Source organism: Brevibacterium aurantiacum (assembly GCF_007558825.1).
GTDB classification, from domain to species: domain Bacteria; phylum Actinomycetota; class Actinomycetes; order Actinomycetales; family Brevibacteriaceae; genus Brevibacterium; species Brevibacterium aurantiacum_A.
In genome coordinates this window covers 494,586-513,724 of sequence record NZ_VLTK01000003.1, presented here as the reverse complement: position 1 = coordinate 513,724, position 19,139 = coordinate 494,586, and the positions used below count along the sequence as shown (strand labels likewise).

The following is a 19,139-nucleotide window of genomic DNA, read 5'->3' as shown; positions in this document are numbered from 1 at the left end:
CGATGAGTCACATCACGATCGTCGGAGGAGGCATCTCCGGGCTCGTCACCGCCTATCGTCTGGCACCTGACCATCAGATCACCCTCATCGAAGCCGACGCGCGCCTCGGCGGGTGTCTGCACTCGACGACCTTGGCCGGGGCAGTGCCGGTGGGCCTCGACACCGGAGCCGAAGCCAGCCTGTACCGGCGCCCGGAGACGAAGGACCTCGCCGCTGAACTCGGATTGGACATCGAATTCCCCCAGGCGGCGCACAGCTCGCGAGTCCTGTCGAAGGGGTGTCTCCACCCGATTCCCAAACGCACCGTCATGGGAGTGCCGGGCAACGCGGCCGAGGTCAGGGACCTCCTCGGCGAAGACGTCAGTGACCGAGTAGCCCATGAGGTCATCACGGGCCCGATCGAGGGTTCGGACGTGTCGTTGGGGGACTTCCTGACGGACCGCCTGGGCGCCGATCTCGTCGATACGCTCATCGACCCGCTGCTCGGGGGAGTGTATGCGGGACGGTGTCGTGACCTGTCGCTGGCGTCGACGGTGCCCGCTCTGCTGCCGGCGGCTCTCGAGGGGACCTCCGTGCTCGAGCTCGTTCAGAGCCTGCTCGCTGCGCGTGACGCACAGTCCGCAGCCGGCGCAGAGGGCGCAGGCCCGCAGCCGGTGTTCATGAGTCTCGTCGGCGGGATCAACCGCCTTGTCCCAGCGCTCGAGCAGCACATCCGAGAACTCGGAGGCACCATCCACACCGGCACGCAGGTGACGACCGTTCAAGCCGACGGGGGCGGATGGACAGTGGCGACTGAGGACTTCGTCGTCGATTGCGATGGCGTCGTCCTCGCCACCCCGGCGCATGTGACGAAGGATCTCCTCGCCGAGGTGGCCCCTGAGACCGCTTCGATGCTCGCATCCGTGCCCTACGCTTCGACCGCTCTGATCCCGGCCCTCGTCGAGGTTGGCGACCGTGAACTCGAAGGATCGGGTTTCCTCGTCCCACCGACAGAGAGCTCATTCATCAAGGCCTCGACATTCGTGTCGAACAAATGGCCCTGGTTGCATGAGCGCATTCCTGAGGGCACCGCCTTGATCCGAATGAGCATCGGGCGATACGGGGACGGGCCGGGAGTCTGGCAGGATTGCCAGGACGATGAGCTCATCGCACGCGCCTACGCGGACTGGCAGTCCATCGCCGATCGCCGTTCAGATCGGCTCATCGCGGCCGAGGCGCACCGGTGGGAACATGCTCTGCCGCAGTATCTGCCGGGCCACGCCGAAACGGTGGCGAGAATCGACGAGGAGATCGCCGGAATCGCCGGCCTCGAACTGGCAGGTTCGGCATACTTCGGTGTGGGCATCCCTGCCTGCATCAACCGGGCCGAGACGGTTGCCCGGAGAATCACCTTTTAGGAACTGACGCACACGCAAGACTGACACACAGCAGAAGGAGCAGGAATGAGCGAATACTCGCACCCCACAGACGAGCAGATCGAACAGGCGAACAATGAGACGCGATATATCGCGTACTCGGTCTTCGCCTCGGCGGGCGAACTCGGCGACGCCGACCGTGCCGAACTCGCCGACGAACTCCACGAAGCTCTCGCCCCATTGAAGGAGCAGGGCCTCGTCGTCCGCGGAATCTACGATGTCTCTGCTCTGCGCGCGGATGCAGATGTGATGTTCTGGTGGCATGCACCGACCGTCGAACTCGTCCAGGCCGCCTACTCGGCAGTGCGTCGCAGCATGCTGGGCGGAGTCCTCGAACCAGTCTGGTCGGTCGTGGGCCTGCACCGCCCGGCTGAATTCAACAAGGCACACCTGCCGGCGCTGCTGACCGATGACGAACCGGGCAAGTACATCTGCGTCTACCCCTTCGTTCGGTCCTACGACTGGTATCTCCTCGATCCCGAAGAGCGCTCCACGATGCTGCGCGATCATGGCATGGCCGCTGCTGGCTACAAGGACATCAAGGCCAACACGATCGCCTCCTTCGCCCTCGGCGACTACGAATGGCTGTTGGCCTTCGAAGCCCCGGAACTGCACCGCATCGTCGACCTCATGCGCGATCTTCGCAACACCGAGGCTCGTCTTCATGTGCGCGAGGAGGTTCCGTTCTACACCGGGCCGCTCCGTGAACTCGTCGATATCATCAGCGACTGGCGCTGATTCTCACCGGCCTTTTCGAAGAGCTGCTTCGGGGTCGCGGTCGGGGCGCGGCGCTCCTCCATCGGAGACGTGAGCCAGGCGTCAGCAGACGCCTGGCTCACGTAGTCTGTGGTCATGATGACTGCAGATGGCTCGGCCGGCGACGCCGACTACGGGATGATCGGTTCAGGCTACCGGCAGTTCAGACGTCCTGAGCCGGAATTTGCTCGCTCAATCCAGGCTGCGCTCGGCGATGCCCGAAGCATAGTCAACATCGGCGCCGGCACCGGATCCTACGAACCCGATGATCGCGAGGTCATCGCGGTGGAACCTTCGGCTGCGATGAGGGCACAGCGGACGATTGACCAGGCACCGGTCGTCGATGCCAGTGCGGAGTCATTGCCGTTTGCCGACGATGCCTTTGACGCGGCTTTGTCGACATTCTCGATCCATCAATGGCAGAATCTCGACGCTGGTCTGCGCGAGATGCGGCGGGTCACTCGCGGCCCCGTGGTCATCATGACCTGTGATCCGGAGCGGGTGGAACGATTCTGGCTCAGAGACTTCGCTCCTGAGGTGATCGGGACCGAAGCGCGACGATATCCGAGCCTCGAACGAATCACAGCGTGTCTTGGGGGTGCGGTCGAGTTGGAACGCCTGCCGATTCCCTTCGGCTGCGTCGACGGCTTCGCCGAGGCCTATTTCGGGAGGCCAGAGATGTTTCTTGACCCTGGAGCGCGGAAGGCGAACTCCGCGTGGAGTTTCGTGTCAGAGGATTCGGCCCTGCGTTCGGTGAGGAGTTTGGAGCACAGTCTCAACGACGGCAGCTGGGACATTGCGCATAGCGGTTTGCGGACCGCTTCGCACTTCGAAGGATCACTGGTTCTGATCACAGCAGTAGGCTGATCAGTGCGAAGGATTGTTCACTCAGGCTGCTTCTTCTCCACCACGTACGAGTGTCCGTTGGCGTCCGTGCGCATCTCCAGCCCCATCGCGTCGAGCCGTTCATGTCGCAGGTGCTCGTCCTCGTAGTAGCCGCCGGGACGGGAATTGTCGACTTGGGCAGGCCCGACGATCTTGCGGAAGAAGCGATTGAGCCACGCAACGCGTCGCTGGGGATCGTGTGAGTCTGACATGAGAGTCCATTCGAAGTCTAAGAGCCGAGCTGCGGCCCTCCTGAAGCGAACCTGATGCATTCATTGTACACTAATCATTAGTGCACTAATTAAATGATGTGTCTCCCCGGAAGGATGAGAAGCGATGTCGACCACCCACGATCCTCTGGCTCTGGAGAGTCAAGTCTGCTTTGCTCTGGCCGTCGCCTCGCGCGGAGTGATCTCCGCCTATCGTTCGGTGCTTGAACCGATTCATCTGACCCATCCGCAGTACCTGGTCATGTTGGCTCTGTGGCAGCATGAAACTCTGCCAGTGCGGAGAATCGCCGAGCTGCTCCGCCTCGAGGCTGCCACGGTGTCGCCGCTGATCAAACGCCTCGAAGCGCTGGACTATGTGGAGAAACGACGCAGCAGCGACGACGAAAGAGTCGTCGAAGTCTCATTGACTGACACAGGTGCGAAGCTGCGGGCGACGGCTGAGGCGATTCCTGGGCAGATGATGACCAAACTCGATATGGGTGAAACGGAGCTGCGCGAACTTCACTCCACTATGACGAAGATCATCGCCGCAGCCGACGCATCTCACGCCGCCGATTGAACCGCCACAGGAGCCCTCGATCCATTTTTCGCCGCGGTGCCCCCGGCACTCCGAGGCACCCCGGGCACTTGGAACTCTTTAGGTGGACGACGCATCCGCCGGTCGTGACATCGGGGTGTGCTCGATCCCGTCTTCGAGGAACCGCGGACCATTCGGGCTGAATCCGAAGCTCTTGTAGAACCCCTCGAGGTGAGATTGGGCGTTGAGTGTCAGCAGTCGGTGACTGTGGCCGGCAACGAGCTCGCCGATCAGCCGTCGACTCCAGCCTTGGCCGCGCATGTGCGGGTTCGTTACGACCCGACTGATGCTGCGGGCTCCCGGCTCATAGGCCGGGCCGTCGGGAAAGTCGGGCGGGAGGATGCGGGCGTATGCCCGGGGAGCCAGACTGCGGCCCACCTCGGCGCCATGGGTGTCCTGCATGGTCCTGGCGTCATCGGGGTAGAAGGCGTGCAGGGTCTGCGGCAGCGTGTCGACTCCGTCCTGATCGAGGAAGATGCAGTTCTGCTCAACGACGAAGACCTGGGACCGCAGTTGGACGATCCCGTAGAGCTCAGAGACTGTCAGCTCGTCGAACGACTTGATGACGAGCTGTGATTCTTCGCTCATTCCTGACCGTCGACGAGTCGCAGAGAGATTGAGTTCAGGCAGTACCGCAGATCGGTGGGGGTGTCGTAGCCTTCTCCCTCGAAGAGGTGGCCCATGTGTGAATCGCAGTTCGCGCAGCGGACCTCGACGCGCTCCATGCCCATCGACGAATCGCGGAGGTAGCGGACCCGATCCTCGGCCAGGGGAGCGTAGAACGAGGGCCAACCGCAGTGCGAGGAGAACTTGGTATCGGAGGGGAACAGGTCTGCTCCACAGGCACGGCACTGGTACATTCCGACGCTTGTCGTGTCGACGTATTCGCCAGTGAACGGACGCTCCGTGCCACCTTCGCGCAGCACCGCGAATTCATCAGGAGTGAGTACGTCCTGCCAGCGGATCTCCTCGGGATTGTCTTGTGTGTTGACGTTCGGCGACTGACTCATCGCGACCTCCGGTGCTTGTCGATATCTGTTGGAGTCCATTGTCCCACTGCTGCCGGACACGCAGGAGTCCGTCTCCGACGATGGCTGATGCAGCAGCGAGCTGGCTCTGAGAGCCCTCTCACCTGCACAACAGCGTTTGGAGACTTCTCATTCCTTGGGTGACAATGAAGTCAGGAGGTATTCATGGTTCGCGACACTAAATTCCCGACTCGCCTGCTTCTGGCTTCGGTGGGTGTCGGTGCTGGGATCGGCGCCGTGATCTCGGTGGCGTCCTCGGGGCTGGCCGTCTATTTCGCGCGAAAGATCGTGGTTCCCGAAAACGCGCCGGAAGAACTCGAGATTCTCCACATCGACGGTTTCCCGCCCAATATGCGCATCCATCTGCCCGCCGATGAAGAGACGACGGTGCGTGGCACCTATGGCCTCTACTTCAACCAGGGCACTGGCCATGCCGTGATCGGTGACATCGTCGAGTATGACCCGCGGTCGAGAACCGTCTCCCGAGAGATCCTCTCGGTCACCCGCGGAGACATCAAGCGTGCCTCTCACGGTCGTTGGACGGGCATCGTGTACCCGGAGCCCTTGGCAGCCGGAGTCAACGCCGAGGACATCGAGATCGAATCCGACGCGGGAAGACTGCCTGCCTGGCTGCTGCCCACAGACCATCCCGAACCTCATGACACCTGGGCGATCCTCGTCCACGGCCGCGCCAGCACCCGAGCCGAAGGCCTGCGGGCCGCCCCGATCCTCAATACGCTGGGGGTCCCAGCGATCGCCATGTCCTACCGCAACGACGCCGAGGTCAGGGTCGAGACCACCTCCCGCTACGGCCTCGGCGACACTGAGTGGATCGACGTGGACGCAGCGATCGACTTCGCTGTGTCACAGGGCGCCCACGACGTTGTCCTCTTCGGCTGGTCGATGGGCGGGGCCATCGCCCTGCAGGCCGCCTCCCGTGGTCGCAACAGACGGTACGTGAAGGCTCTCGTCCTCGACGGTCCCGTCGTCGACTGGGTGAATGTCCTCGACGGCCAGGCTCGGCGCAATATGCTTCCGACGCCCATCGCCAAACTCACGCTGGAGATGATCACCCAACCGTGGGCGCGGCCGATCACCGGACTGCAGACGCCTTTGGACCTGGGCAGGCTGGACTGGGTGACACGCGCTGCGGAACTCGACGTTCCGGTGCTCCTCATCCACTCAGACGACGACGAATTCGTGCCGTCTTCGCCGTCCCACGCGTTGGCGTCCGTGCGTCGCGACCTCGTGACGATGCCCGTCTACGACAAGGCCCGCCACACCAAGGAATGGAACATCGACCCGGTCCGCTGGGAAGACGATGTGGCGAACTTCCTCGAGGCGAAGATCCTGCCCAAGGTCTGACCGTCTCGCTCCTCGCTCAGGGGCGAAGTACCAGCGAATCCTCGGTGTGCCGGTCCAGCGCATCGGGTGTGTAGGGCCACGGCCGGGTTGCGCCAGCGGCCCAGTCCTCGGTCTGATCGGCATAGTGCGGGTGGAAGGCATGACCAGAGGCCCCTGTGAGGTTGATCCACCGGGAGTGGTTGAAGTCCTTGAGGTCAACGATCTGTCGCATGGAGGGCACCCAGTTCGTCTCGAAGCCCACCGAGGCGTCCCAACCCGTGGCATTGACTTCTCCGGACCCGCCCGAGACCTCGTAGGGGCCTCGATTGAACAGCCGCTCAATGGGCTTGATCCCTGATTCGCCGAGGCTGGCGTTGCGGATGGTCAGCCGGTGCAGAATGCCCCACCGCCAGGTCACAGGTTCGGAGCCGAGCAGATCCTCGGTCGTCTTCCATGCAGAATCCATGGCTCGGGCCAGCGCTTCGTCTCGATTCTCGACCTCGTCGTCGGCCCACCACTCGGAGTCGGGATCCTCCAGCTGGTTCTTGATGATGAGGTACCACCGTGATCCGCCGGCCGGAGGCACCGCATCGGGCAGCTTCGGAGCGAACACTTCGTCGAGGATCGTCTTCGAGAGGACGTTGAAGTAGGCCGCGGCGGCACTGTTGGCATCGTCGTGGCCGTTCCAGTCCGAGAGCAGTTCCTGAGCCGCCGCGATGTCGGTGCCCTCTTGCGCATCGATGTCGAGCAGCAGCGGGATCAGGGTGAGTGCGATGGGATTGAGATCGTCACTTTGGATGCGGGACATGTCGTCTGGCGTGACTTCTCCGTTGGCGATCGTGTCCCGGGTCAGCTTCGTGATCCTCCTCGCCCGGTCTCCATAGTCGAAGTCGTTGCTCAACTGGACGGACTCTCCTGGAGGGGTGACCGGATTGTTCGCCGTCACGATCCAGCCACGCTCGGGGTTGTACAGACTCGGCAGATCCTCGAAGTCGAGGTATCCCTGCCAGTCTTCGTCGGTCTTCCAACCGTGCCGTGGCAGCATGCCGTCGCCGTCGCCGCGTTTGGGGATCTTTCCCGGCGCCTGATAGCCGATGTTGCCTGTGGTGTCCGCGTAGATGAGGTTCTGGGAGGGGACGTCGAAGAGAGAAGCGGCCTGCCGGAATTCGCTCCAGTTCGTCGCCGCATTGAGCCCGAAGATCGCCGAGGCCGTGTTGCCCGGCTCCAGGGCCGTCCACTGCAGCGCCAGCTGGTAGTGCTCGTCGGCTGGACCTGATTTCGTGTCTTCGGAGTTCGCCCCGGTCGAGGCATCGAGCACATCGCGGTAGGATCCGTCGACGTCCGAGATGAGAGGGCCGTTGCTCGTCGAGCGGATCGTGATCTCGCGAGGTTCCTGTTTCGCGATCTTCACGGTCTCTTTGCGTGTGGTCACGGGTTCGTCCCCAGAATCACGGACGACTTCGCCGTCGCGGACCTTCTCGACCACGAGATCGGCGACGTCGGGCCCCAGGTTCGTCAGTCCCCAGGCGATGCTCTGGTTGTGGCCGATGATGACCCCGGGCAGCCCGGAGAAGGAGAAGCCTGACACGTCGAAGGGGCATTCGGGCGTGACCTCGGTGCAGCGCAGTCCGATCTGATGCCAGACGGAGGGCATAGCGGGAGCCAGGTGCGGATCATTGGCCAGCAGCGGGGCACCAGTGGAGGTGTGCTCGCCGGAGACCACCCACGAGTTCGACCCGATGTCATGACTGTTGACTCCCAGAAGCACCGGCAGCGACTTCAGGTGCTCCTTGAGTTCGCCGAGGTTGCTGGGAGTCTCGGTTCCTCCGCCGTGTCCCGAATGCTGTGTCTCCGCAGCAGTCACCTCGCCCCCGGCACGTGCTTCGCCCTCGTCACGTGACTCGTCTTCGTCACGTGCTTTGACACCGGCATTGCCGCCGACGATCGTCGGGCGGGTGTCATAGGGGTAATCGGGATAGATATCGGCCATCTGCTCATCATCGAGCGCGGTCTGGCTGATTGCCCGGTCGATCTCGTCCTCGACATTGGAGCGCAGATCCCAGGCCATGGCCTTGAGCCAGGAAACACTGTCGACCGGAGTCCATTCCTCGATCTCGACCCCACCGGCCTGCAGGCCGACGATGCCGTACTCGAGGGACACCTCGGTGGGGGACTTGTCGCGCAGGTAGGCGTTCACGCCCTCTGCATAGGCTTCGTAGTACGCGCGTGTCTTCTCATCGAGTGCAGCGACCTCCGCCTCGGCGACCTTCCTCCAACCCAGTGTGCGAATGAACTTGTCGGTGCCGAACTGTGACTCGCCGAAGAGTTCCGAGAGCCGGCCCGAGGTGACATGCCTGCGAAAGTCCATCTCCCAGAATCGATCCTGGGCGTGGACGAAGCCCTGGGCCATGAAGAGGTCGTGGGAATCACTGGCCTCAATGGTCGGGATGCCCGAGCTATCGCGGGTGACGCTGACCTCGGCGTCCAGGCCCGACAGTGAGATGTCGCCGTCCGTGGTGGGATAGGAACGTTGGACGAGAAAGACACCGAGCAGTGTGAGAATGAGCAGCAGAACGAGGACGGCCGCGAGGATGCGGACTAGGACCTTCGCGCTCACCAAGCGATGCGCGCCGGACGGCGGTCGGACGGCTTTGACCAGAGCACTGGAATCCTCTGGATCCGCGTCTGCCATGTGTCTCCTTCGACCGAGTCTGAGTTTCAGCTCAGAATATCAGTAGACCCGGTCTTATCAGGCGGTTTGGGAGGGTAGACGAAGGTGACGAGGACGACGGAGATCATCATGAGCAGGAACCACGCCACCAGTTTGGTCACCGGCACCATCTGCCATCCGTCGATCTGGGAGGGGTAGAGCCATGCGCCGGTGACGGTGCCGATGTTCTCAGCGATCCAGATGAAGAACGCCACCAGCACGAAGGCAAGGAGGACCGGCATGCGCAGAGTCAGCTTGTGCACGTGGAAGTGCATCCGGCACCGGAAGAACACCACCCCGACAGCAAGGACGAGGAAGAGCCGCACATCGACTATGTAATGGTGGGTGAAGAAGTTGAGGTAGATCGCGGCGGCGATGACAGCGGTGATCCACCTCGGCGGGTAATGACTGAACCGCAGGTCGAAGAGACGATAGACGCGCACGATGTAGGAGCCGACCGCCGCATACATGAACCCCGTGAACAGGGGTACAGCCGCGATGTGGAGGACACCTCCGGCCGCATAGTTCCACGAGCCCATCGATGTCTTGAAGATCTCCATTCCGGTGCCGACGATGTGGAACAGAACGATGACCCAGAGCTCGCGCCCTGTCTCGAGACGCAGAAGGAGCATCGCCGCCTGGATCAGAACTGCCAGGATCACCAGGAGATCATTGCGGGCCAGTCCCGCATCGTTCGGGTACCACCAAGCGGTGAGAATGATCGCGAGCAGCATGAGGGCTCCGAACAGGCAGGCCCACGCCTGTTTGATCCCGAAGACGAGGAACTCCCGCACCCCGTCCGGTACTTGTGAGAGATGCCGATTGGCGAATCGGTCGAGGAGCTGTTCGAGCCGTGTGAGTTCATGCTGATCGGCCATGAGGTCCTTCGCCTGAGGGGGAGCGGTTGTGACAGAACCCTATCGCGCCCGGCGCCGCGGTCCTCGGTGCCGGTGGAGCCATCAGAGCAGCGGTGGATTCAGCAAATAGACTCGGGGCATGCACATCCTCATCTTCGGAGCCTCCGGCCACGTCGGCACGGGCCTGGCCCAGCACCTGTCCGCTGACCATCGCATATCAGGCATCGTCCGTTCACAGCCGGAGGGCACGACTGCCTATGAGCCCCTCGTCGTCCCCGATTGGGTGGATCGGCCCCAGGCCGTCATCGACGAACTCCACCGCTTGGACGCATCGCCGGTCGACGCAGTCATCGCTGCGGTCGGTGGGTGGTACGTGGACGACGCGATGATCGCTCGCGGGCTCGCTTCCTTCGATGAGGATTACTCCTCATACCTGCGTGGTCATTTTGCGGCCTGCGCGGTATCGGAGGCGCTCGCCGAGGAGGCGGGAAGTGCCCATGTCCGGCACCTGGCCCTCAACGGTGTGGCCAGCGTCGAAGCCTGCGTCGGGTCTGGAGCGATCAGCGTATTCGGCGCCGCCCAAGAGATGCTCATCAGGGTGGCCGAGGCCGAGACGGACACCGTGGACTACCGCGAGCTCAAGGTCATGGCACCCATCGGCGGTGATGACCGCAACGATCTGCGAGGGGGAGTGGAGACGATCAGCCTTCCCAAGGTCGCCGAAGCAGTCAGCGTGGTACTGACTCGACCAGATGAGCACGACATCAGCACTCAGCTGGGCGTCTAGGCCAGATCGTGGACTGTGCTCAGTCCCTGGCTTCTGTTCAGGCCTTGGCGTAGCGGATGAAGACCTGGTCATCGACGGTTCGCACATCGATGACTCGCAAGTTGAGGGTGGCCTCGAGCTGGGAGAAGTGGCTGCCGGTGCTGCGGGAGTAGAGCGGGCTCAGGCTCAGGTGCAGTTCGGCACCTGGGACGGAATCGAGCAGCCGGTAGGCCAGGTTCGGCCCGGACTCGCACACCAGAGTCTCACTGGTGGATTCGACGGCTTCGAGCACCTGCGCTGCAGTGTCGGGAGTGAAGTGCTGAGCTCGGTAGTCGAGGCCAGCCTCGGAGAGCTGCGCGCTCAGTTCGTTCGGGTCCGATTCGGTCAGGACATATACGGGGGTGCGTTCGAGGGCTTTGCCCGGTGCGTTGATGACCGGCAGTGCGGGATTGAGCGCGGTCCGGCGATCGATGATGATGGCACCTGCCTGTCTGCGCAGGGATATGAAGTAGTTGAAGTCGGCCTTCGTGGACACGCCTGTCGACCAACCGTCCAGGGCATACGATCCGTTGATCGTCTGTACGAGGGAGATGATGAGCTTTCGCATCGCGGTGCCTCTATTTCTGCAGCTGGGACTCAGGTCCCATGGCGATGCGCGGGTGGGCATCGGGGTCGATGGTCCCAAGGATCCATTTGAGGTCCTTCTCCTTGAGCGTCACACAGCCGTTCGTCCCGGAATCATGATCGAGGTGCAGCCAGATGCCGCCGCCCTTGTCCCATCCCAGTGGGCGAGTCCTGTCGGTGGGCGGGGTGCCCGGTACGCGGTTGTAGTCGATTGCGATGATGTAGTCGAAGACCCGCTCGTACTCGGGGCCGTAGGCCACCGTCGCTGAGGAGGGGAGTCGATCATCCTGGGTGTAGGGAAGCGCCGTCCCCGGGTCCCGCTTGTACCCGCCTGCATCGCTGAGGGTGAAGACTCCGACCGGTGATGTCTTGTCGCCCTCCCGGCGATCGGCCAGCCAGCCCTTCTTTCCATTGTGGATGTCGAAGGTCTTGCGCTTCTTCCACTGCCCGTCTTCGATGCTGTAGAAGCTCAGCCGCCCGGAATCGGAATTCGCATCCGGCCCGCTGGCAACGAGGACCTGTGAGGTCTCTGCGGGAATCCGTGCGGATGTCTCCGGGCCCAGTCCGGGGACCCGAGCCCAGTGGGCTGGACCTGTTGCCTCTGCGGGCTCCGCCCAGTGTGGGGTCATCTGTGCGGGGGCGGCGAAATCCCCGAGGTGATTCTGCTGTGCGGGTGCAGCGACCATCACGGAATGAGCGGACGCACCACCACCATCATCGTCGTCACTGTCGGTCGGCGTCCCGCATGACGACAGCGTCAGGGCCGCAACAGCGATCGTCAGGCTGGTCCCGGCCCGGGTTCCACCACTGAACATGAGGTCATCATCTCACGAACCTTGAGAACACCGCGGTAGTGACTATGCGAAAATGAGCCCATGAGCATTCCACCTGTGCCGAACCACCCTCCGCGCCCCGGGCGTCGGAAACCGGCGGAGGAGTCTCCGGATTCGATCACAACGCAGTTGTTCATCGGCCAGGACAAAGCCCCGGCTGCGGACGGCTCGACTCAAGCCCTCAGCGCGGACGAGTTGGCCCGGCTCCGGTCGATGGTGTCCTCCGACGGAGTCGATGCCACCGAGGTGCTCAGCCTCGACGAGCTGCGCCAACTCGCCGCAGCCGAGAGCGAAGAATCCGCTGTCAGCGGCCAGACACCACGGAAGGCGAGGTCCGAGGACATCGCCGAGGCGGAGGCCGCCTCGGCGCCGAAGCAGTGGAATCCACAGGGTGCTTCGGGCGGGCAGTCTCCGAATCCCGAACCCTGGGGCGCCGACTTCGGCGCGACCGGGCAGCCCGCTCCTCAACCGCATCCCCCCGAGTACCCCGGAAACGAGTCGCAAGTGCCCAACGGCGCATCACCCTACGCCCCACATGCTGCAGCGGCCTATGCAGGACACGGTGCGCCCGGACCGGCAGTCGGCGCCCACGGGCCAGGTGTCGGCCCCGGTGGTCAAGGGGCCCCTGTCGGTCAAGGGGGTCCTGTCGGACCGGGTGGACCAGCCGGTCCCAACGGCAGCGGTTACGGTCCCGGCGGGCCTGGCGGGTACGGACCCGGGGGATATGGGCCCGGCGGGCCAGCCGGACCTGGCGGACCCTACCGCCGTGAACCCGATACGAAGAAGGTTCCGGGGTGGCTCTGGGCTCTGGCTGCGATCGCACTAGTGATCGCCCTCGGCATCGTCGGCTACATTGCCTGGGACGCGACGCAGGGCAAGGACGACGTCGCGTCCGACTCGTCCTCGCAAGGACCCTCAGACGGTGCAGGCTCCGAGTCCGACGATCCGAGTTCGGAGCCGCCGGTCGCTGCCGAGTCTTTCAAATCACCGTCCGGGAACATCGCGTGCACGATCGATGCGGATCGCACCCGGTGCGTCATCTCATCCTTCGACTACACGCCTCCTGCAGAACCCGATGACTGCAAGTTGGATAACTGGGGAGGCGTCGTCGTGGCCAATGACGAAGGTGCCGGATTCTCCTGCCAAGAGGCCCCAGGAAATTCCGGCCCCGCTCGGGTGCTCGGCTACGGCGAATCGATCACTGCCGAGGGGATGACCTGCACTTCGACCCGCGAAGGTATGACGTGCAAGTCCGATGAGACCGGTGTCGGCTTCAACATGGCGCGTGCCTCGGTCGACTTCCTCGACTAGGAGCCTGGCGGGGGAGTGCTGCCGACTGAAGAGGGGCACACGACCCCTGACCATCTCGACGAGCACGGGATCATAATCTTAGGATTTGGACAGGTTTGAGGCGGACCGAGCAACCAGGACTATGTTGATTGTGTGGCTCACAGGTTGCTCCTCCTTCCTTGCCGCGACGAGTCCTGATCGGACAGCACACTCGTCGCGGAGTTTTTCCTATGCTGATTAAGCACACGATCAATGAATGAGGAACCATGAAACTGCAGAAGCCGACTCCTATGCCATTCAGCAAGTACAAGTCCTTTCAGGACCGGATTGCTCTCGATATGCGCGACCGCACCTGGCCCGATCAGCTGATCCGGAAGGCTCCGCGTTGGCTGAGCACCGATCTGCGGGACGGCAACCAGGCCCTCATCGATCCGATGACGCCTGATCGCAAGCGCAAGATGTTCGACCTCTTGGTCAAGCTCGGCTTCAAGGAGATCGAGGTCGGATTCCCCGCAGCCAGCCAGGTTGACTTCGATTTCGTCCGCGAGATCATCGAGCAGGACGCCATCCCCGACGATGTGCGCATCTCCGTACTCACCCAGGCTCGTGAGGATCTCATCGAACGTACGGTGGAGTCCCTCGTCGGTGCCCAGAAGCCGACTGTCCACCTCTATAACGCGACCGCGCCGGTCTTCCGCAAGGTCGTGTTCGGTTTCGACGGTGAGGGTTTCGACCAGACTCGTGACATCGCCACCCGTGGCACCCAGGCGGTCATGAAGCACGCCGAGTCACTCCTCGGCGACGCAGACTTCGGTTACCAGTACTCGCCCGAGATCTTCGTCGACACCGAACCCGAATTCGCTCTCGATATCGTCGGGAGCGTCCTCGACATGTGGCAGCCGGCCTCAGGCCGCGAGACTGTCGTCAATCTGCCGGCCACAGTTGAGCGCGGCACCCCGAACACCTACGCCGACCAGATCGAATGGTTCTGCCGGAACATGCCCTACCGCGATGAGGTGGCCGTGTCCCTGCACCCCCACAACGACCGGGGAACCGGTGTGGCGGCTGCTGAGATGGGCATCATGGCAGGTGCCGACAGGATCGAAGGCTGCCTCTTCGGCAACGGAGAACGGACCGGAAACCTCGACCTCGTCACTGTTGCGCTCAACCTCTACACCCAGGGTGTCGACCCCGAGCTGGACTTCTCCGATATCGACGAAGTCATCCACACCGTCACCGAATGCAACCAGATCGGCGTCCACGAACGTCACCCCTACGGTGGTGACCTCGTCTTCACCTCGTTCTCCGGCTCGCACCAGGACGCGATCAACAAGGCGTTCGCCGCCCGTGAGAAGAATGCCAATGAGCAGGGCGTGCCTGTGGACCTGATGGAATGGGACATGCCCTACCTGCCGGTCGACCCCAAAGATCTGGGCCGCTCCTACGAGGCGATCATCCGCGTGAACTCGCAGTCGGGCAAGGGCGGCGTCACCTACCTGCTCAAGAGCGAGTACGGTCTGGATCTGCCTCGACGCATGCAGGTCGAATTCTCCCGCGCCGTCCAGCAGCACACCGAAAGCGGAGGAGAGGTCTCCGCCGAGGAGATCCGCCGCATCTTCAACCACGAGTACCTGCCCAGCGATGATCAGGACAACGCCTGGGGCCGGTTCCAGATCGTGGGGCTTCGCACCGACTCGGGCACGGTTGATGACTCGGGCGCCTCGGAGCGCGTCGAGGTCGACCTCATCGTCGACGGCCAAGAGCGCACCTACGAAGGGCGCGGCAAAGGGCCCATCGATGCACTGGTGAAGGTGCTCATCGACAACTTCGACGTCGACGTTCGCCTCCAGGACTATACCGAACACGCCATCGGCTCCGGTGCTGACACCATGGCGGCTGCGTACGTCGAGCTCGCCGTCGAAGACCGTGTCGTCTGGGGCGCCGGACTTCACTCGAACATCACGAAGGCCTCACTCAAGGCCGTCGTCTCGGCAGTCAACCGTGCCGCCCGTGATCGCGACGGTGAGCGCGAGCGCTGAGACGTCAGCTGAGCGGAGTCACAACAGATATCTCACAATGGCCACAGAGTGCGGCGGGGATCTTTCCCCGTCGCATTCTGCGATAATGGGCAGGTGCACAATTATCGTGATGAAGGCATCGTGCTCCAAGGGCACAAGCTCGGCGAAGCCGACCGCATCGTCACTGTTCTCACCCGCAGCCACGGGCTGATCCGAGCAGTAGCGAAGGGCATTCGCCGCACCAAGTCACGCTTCGGTTCCCGGCTCGAACCTTTCATGCTCGTCGATCTGCAGTGCCACGTCGGTCGCAACCTCGACATCGTCACCCAGGTCGAACTCATCGAGCCCTTTGCGCGCGGCATCGGCGCCGACTATGACGCGTACTCGGCCGCGAGTGTGATGGCGGAGACCGCCGCCAGGATCACCGAGGTCGAACCCCAATCACGCACCCATTTCCTGCTTCTCGTCTCGGCCATCCGGTCCCTGTGCAATGGCGAGCATCCGCCGAGGCTGGCCCTCGACGCGTATCTGCTGCGGGCGATGTCCGTGGCCGGCTGGGCGCCGAGCCTGCTCGACTGCGCACAGTGCGGCAGCCCGGGTCCGCACCGTGCGTTCTCAGCCTCCCTGGGCGGTGCCGTGTGTACCGCCTGCCGACCCAGCGGAGCGGCACTGCCGGACACCGACGCACTCGAACATATGGCCGCCCTGCTCTCCGGTGACTGGGAGCGAGTGGAAGCCTCGGACCTCCACGATCAGATCGACGGTTCCAAACTCGTCTCTGACTGGGTGTCATGGCACTTGGAACGCAATATCCGATCACTGAGAGTTCTGGAGGCCAGATGAGCTATCCCGCGCCGCCCCCGCACCCCAGCGGAGCCCGACCTCCGGGCATCGAGGCGAAGTTCGTCCCGAATCACGTCGCGGTGGTCATGGACGGCAATGGACGTTGGGCCAACGACCGCGGACTGCCGCGCACCGAAGGACACAAAGCAGGAGAGGCGTCGCTCCTCGAAGTCATCCACGGTGCCATCGAGATGGGTGTCGACTATCTCTCCGCCTACGCCTTCTCCACCGAGAACTGGAAACGCTCCCCGGACGAGGTGCGCTTCCTCATGGGCTTCAACCGCGATGTGATCCGACGTCGCCGCGATGAGCTCAATGAGCTCGGCGTGCGGATCGTGTGGGCCGGACGCCGCGGTCGCCTGTGGCGATCAGTCATCGACGAACTCGAGTCCGCAGCGGAGATGACCAAGCACAACACCGGCCTAGTCCTCCAGTTCTGCGTCAATTACGGAGGTCGCTCGGAGATCGTCGACGCGGTCAACCAGATCACCGCCGATGTAGCCGCTGGCAAGCTCAAGCCGGGCAAGGTCAGCGAGAAGACCGTTCGTTCGCGTCTGTACGCCGCTCAGGTGCCAGACGTCGACCTGTTCCTGCGCTCCTCTGGCGAGCAGCGCACCTCGAACTTCCTGCTGTGGCAGTCCGCCTACGCGGAGATGGTCTTCCAGGACGTGCTGTGGCCCGATGTCGATCGCCGCACCCTGTGGGCCGCGATCGAGGAGTATGCGCGTCGTGACCGTCGCTTCGGCGGTGCCGTCGATCGCTCGAGTTCCTGAGAACCGGACCGCACCAGCAACCTAAAAGAAGAGGTCCCGCCTAGTGGCGGGACCTCTTCTCGTATACGAGCCCAGCGCCGATTCCTCAGCGCCTCAGCAGAGCATGCACATCAGTAGCGGTCGCGTGAACGTTCTCCGCCGACGCGGTCATTGCTGAACTTCTTGCCGCCTCCGCGACGATCGCCGCGGAAGTTGCGGCTGTCGCCGGGCTGCTTGTCGAAGTTGCCCTTTTTGAACGGACGAGCCGGACGGCCCGAATCCTGACGAATGTCGATCGGGCGACCCTGGATCTGCGTGTTGGAGAGCTTGCGCATGACCGAGGAATCGAGATCCTTGGGCAGATCGACAAGGGTGTGGTTCGACCGGATGTCGATGTGACCGATCTCCTTCGAGGTCAGGCCTCCTTCGTTGGCGATGGCGCCGACGACCGCACCTGGCTGCAGGCGTTCGTTGCGGCCGATGGCCAGGCGATAGGTGGTCATATTCTCATCACGCGGACGGGATGAGCGTTCACGGCCCGGCCTTCCGTCGCGTCCGCCGCCGTCACGGTCACGAGCAGGCTTGCCACGCGAAGGCTCCGGCATGGGATCGGCCTTGAGGGTGTTCGACTCGAGCACCAGGGACGCCAGCGCTGCGGCGATGTCGGTCGCAGGCACGTTGCGGGAGAGCTCGTACTGCTCGATGACGGTCGCGAGTTCGGTCAGTTCGGTCGTCTCGAGCACATCGTCGATGCGCTTGGTGAACTTCTCCACACGGGTGTTCGTCAGCTCTTCGACGCTGGGCATCGACAGCGGTTCGACCTTCTGCTTCGTGGCGCGCTCGATGGAACCGAGCAGACGCTGCTCACGCGGGGTCACGAACAGAATGGCCTCGCCCGAACGCCCTGCGCGCCCGGTGCGGCCGATGCGGTGGACGTAGGACTCGGTGTCATGCGGGATGTCGAAGTTGACGACGAGGGTGATGCGCTCGACGTCGAGACCGCGGGCTGCGACATCGGTGGCGACGAGGATGTCGACCTTGCCGCTGCGCAGCATATCGATGGTGCGCTCACGAGCCTGCTGTGGGATGTCACCATTGATCGCCGACGCCTTGAAGCCGCGGGCACGCAGCTTCTCAGCGAGCTCTTCCGTGGCCTGCTTGGTGCGCACGAACATGATGATGCCCTCGTATTCCTCGACCTCGAGGATTCGAGTCAGGGCGTCGAGCTTATGCGAGTGCTGGACCATGTGGTAGCGCTGGCGGATGTTCGATCCGGTCTGCGACTTCGAAGCGACCCGGACCTCTTTGGGGTTGTTGAGGTATTTGCCGGTCAGGCGGTGGATCGATGTCGGCATCGTGGCGGAGAACAGGGCCACCTGACGTGAGTTGCCGGACTGGCTGAAGATCTCTTCGATGTCCTCGGCGAAGCCCATCTTGAGCATCTCGTCGGCCTCATCGAGGATGAGGTGACGGAGGTTTTCGAGCTTGAGTGATCCCTTTTTGAGGTGGTCGATGACACGACCTGGCGTTCCCACGACGACCTGAGCGCCGCGCTTGAGGCCGGAGAGCTGCGGGCCGTAGGCCTGGCCGCCGTAGATCGGGAGGACGGAGAAGTCGTTGAGATTCGTCGCATACGAGGTGAACGCCTCTGCGACCTGGATCGCAAGTTCACGGGTGGGGGTCAGGACCAGAGCGAAGGGGCCGTCGTTGGCGCGGCCGGCCTCGGCGAGGTCGGACAGTGCGGGAAGAGCGAAAGCGGCGGTCTTGCCGGTGCCGGTCTGGGCCAGGCCGATGACATCGCGGCCCTCGACCAGCGCGGGGATCGTCTCAGCCTGGATCGGAGTCGGGGTCTCGTATCCTTGAGTCTGAACTGACTGGAGGACGAGCGGGTGGAGACCCAGCTCGGAGAACTTCGGTGTTGTCGGATTGTCGGATGTGGACACATCTGTCATGAGTTTTCTCTCTCACGTCGGCACACACTTGATCGCAGATGACTGTAGTGGCGATCTACCCTGCGGCCGCTTGTGCAATCATCGTGAGCAATCCGGGCCGAAACCGTATGAGATCCAAGGCTTGCTTGGACAGACTTGAAAACCGTCAGTACGGAGAAAGGTTTGGGTGTGTCTCAATCCTACATGCCACACGTCCGCCGAGGCGGATCCGCGGGCCGGTTTAAGTGTGAGTTCCGTCGCCCATGAGTCGAGACCCTCG

18 protein-coding genes are annotated in these 19,139 nt (G+C 63.1%); 10 read left to right on the top strand and 8 right to left on the bottom strand.

The features are described from left to right. Window positions 1-2: 2 nt before the first annotated feature. From hemG to FO013_RS07240, 3 genes are all read left to right on the top strand, one after another. A complete protein-coding gene (hemG, locus tag FO013_RS07250; protein WP_143921872.1) occupies window positions 3-1,397 on the top strand; it encodes a protoporphyrinogen oxidase in 1,395 nt (464 codons plus the stop codon). A 45-nt stretch (window positions 1,398-1,442) separates the two neighbouring features. Further along, on the top strand, window positions 1,443-2,153 hold the full coding sequence (gene hemQ, locus FO013_RS07245; protein ID WP_143921871.1) for a hydrogen peroxide-dependent heme synthase: 711 nt from the start codon (window positions 1,443-1,445) through the stop codon (window positions 2,151-2,153). Window positions 2,154-2,267: 114 nt separating this feature from the next. Then, window positions 2,268-3,038: a class I SAM-dependent methyltransferase gene (locus tag FO013_RS07240; protein WP_222103587.1), complete on the top strand. Its 771-nt coding sequence runs from the start codon at window positions 2,268-2,270 to the stop codon at window positions 3,036-3,038. A 17-nt stretch (window positions 3,039-3,055) separates the two neighbouring features. Here FO013_RS07240 and FO013_RS07235 read toward each other — a convergent pair whose 3' ends face one another. After that, complete coding sequence (locus FO013_RS07235; RefSeq protein WP_143921870.1) at window positions 3,056-3,268, bottom strand: hypothetical protein; 213 nt, start codon at window positions 3,266-3,268, stop codon at window positions 3,056-3,058. Between the two features lie 124 nt (window positions 3,269-3,392). Between FO013_RS07235 and FO013_RS07230 the strand changes: the two genes are divergently transcribed. Beyond that, window positions 3,393-3,845: a MarR family winged helix-turn-helix transcriptional regulator gene (locus FO013_RS07230; RefSeq protein ID WP_143921869.1), complete on the top strand. Its 453-nt coding sequence runs from the start codon at window positions 3,393-3,395 to the stop codon at window positions 3,843-3,845. Between the two features lie 78 nt (window positions 3,846-3,923). On the opposite strand, the gene FO013_RS07225 is transcribed toward FO013_RS07230, so the two are convergent. Further along, window positions 3,924-4,451: a GNAT family N-acetyltransferase gene (locus FO013_RS07225; protein WP_143921868.1), complete on the bottom strand. Its 528-nt coding sequence runs from the start codon at window positions 4,449-4,451 to the stop codon at window positions 3,924-3,926. Then, on the bottom strand, window positions 4,448-4,873 hold the full coding sequence (msrB, locus tag FO013_RS07220) for a peptide-methionine (R)-S-oxide reductase MsrB (RefSeq protein WP_143921867.1): 426 nt from the start codon (window positions 4,871-4,873) through the stop codon (window positions 4,448-4,450). The genes FO013_RS07225 and msrB overlap by 4 nt, the downstream gene beginning before the upstream one ends. Before the next feature lie 183 nt (window positions 4,874-5,056). On the opposite strand from msrB, the gene FO013_RS07215 reads away from it, so the two are divergent. Then, window positions 5,057-6,256, top strand: coding sequence for an alpha/beta hydrolase (locus FO013_RS07215; protein ID WP_143921866.1), 1,200 nt, complete (start codon window positions 5,057-5,059; stop codon window positions 6,254-6,256). 16 nt (window positions 6,257-6,272) lie between these two features. Here FO013_RS07215 and FO013_RS07210 read toward each other — a convergent pair whose 3' ends face one another. Together FO013_RS07210 and FO013_RS07205 are read right to left on the bottom strand one after the other, a co-directional pair. Next, window positions 6,273-8,927, bottom strand: coding sequence for a penicillin acylase family protein (locus FO013_RS07210; protein WP_143921865.1), 2,655 nt, complete (start codon window positions 8,925-8,927; stop codon window positions 6,273-6,275). Window positions 8,928-8,953: 26 nt separating this feature from the next. After that, window positions 8,954-9,823 carry a DUF817 domain-containing protein gene (locus tag FO013_RS07205; protein ID WP_143921864.1) on the bottom strand — a complete coding sequence of 290 codons (870 nt, stop codon included), beginning with the start codon at window positions 9,821-9,823 and terminating at the stop codon, window positions 8,954-8,956. Window positions 9,824-9,941: 118 nt separating this feature from the next. Between FO013_RS07205 and FO013_RS07200 the strand changes: the two genes are divergently transcribed. Further along, a complete protein-coding gene (locus tag FO013_RS07200) occupies window positions 9,942-10,589 on the top strand; it encodes a Rossmann-fold NAD(P)-binding domain-containing protein (protein WP_143921863.1) in 648 nt (215 codons plus the stop codon). 37 nt (window positions 10,590-10,626) lie between these two features. Here the strand turns inward: FO013_RS07200 and FO013_RS07195 are convergent, their stop codons facing one another. Together FO013_RS07195 and FO013_RS07190 are read right to left on the bottom strand one after the other, a co-directional pair. After that, window positions 10,627-11,175, bottom strand: coding sequence for a hypothetical protein (locus tag FO013_RS07195; RefSeq protein ID WP_143921862.1), 549 nt, complete (start codon window positions 11,173-11,175; stop codon window positions 10,627-10,629). A gap of 10 nt (window positions 11,176-11,185) precedes the next feature. Then, entirely contained in the window at window positions 11,186-12,007 is an 822-nt protein-coding gene (locus FO013_RS07190) for a L,D-transpeptidase family protein (protein WP_143921861.1), read from the bottom strand. 60 nt (window positions 12,008-12,067) lie between these two features. On the opposite strand from FO013_RS07190, the gene FO013_RS22320 reads away from it, so the two are divergent. The 4 genes from FO013_RS22320 to FO013_RS07175 all read left to right on the top strand — a co-directional run bounded on the left by FO013_RS22320 (window position 12,068) and on the right by FO013_RS07175 (window position 16,949). Continuing rightward, on the top strand, window positions 12,068-13,336 hold the full coding sequence (locus FO013_RS22320; RefSeq protein ID WP_186293011.1) for a DUF6636 domain-containing protein: 1,269 nt from the start codon (window positions 12,068-12,070) through the stop codon (window positions 13,334-13,336). A gap of 245 nt (window positions 13,337-13,581) precedes the next feature. Continuing rightward, window positions 13,582-15,354 carry a 2-isopropylmalate synthase gene (gene leuA / locus FO013_RS07185; RefSeq protein ID WP_143921860.1) on the top strand — a complete coding sequence of 591 codons (1,773 nt, stop codon included), beginning with the start codon at window positions 13,582-13,584 and terminating at the stop codon, window positions 15,352-15,354. Window positions 15,355-15,447: 93 nt separating this feature from the next. Next, on the top strand, window positions 15,448-16,176 hold the full coding sequence (gene recO / locus FO013_RS07180) for a DNA repair protein RecO (protein ID WP_143921859.1): 729 nt from the start codon (window positions 15,448-15,450) through the stop codon (window positions 16,174-16,176). Next, window positions 16,173-16,949 carry an isoprenyl transferase gene (locus tag FO013_RS07175; RefSeq protein ID WP_143921858.1) on the top strand — a complete coding sequence of 259 codons (777 nt, stop codon included), beginning with the start codon at window positions 16,173-16,175 and terminating at the stop codon, window positions 16,947-16,949. The genes recO and FO013_RS07175 overlap by 4 nt, the downstream gene beginning before the upstream one ends. Window positions 16,950-17,059: 110 nt before the next feature. Here FO013_RS07175 and FO013_RS07170 read toward each other — a convergent pair whose 3' ends face one another. Further along, complete coding sequence (locus tag FO013_RS07170) at window positions 17,060-18,880, bottom strand: DEAD/DEAH box helicase (protein ID WP_143921857.1); 1,821 nt, start codon at window positions 18,878-18,880, stop codon at window positions 17,060-17,062. Between the last annotated feature and the right edge of the window lie 259 nt (window positions 18,881-19,139).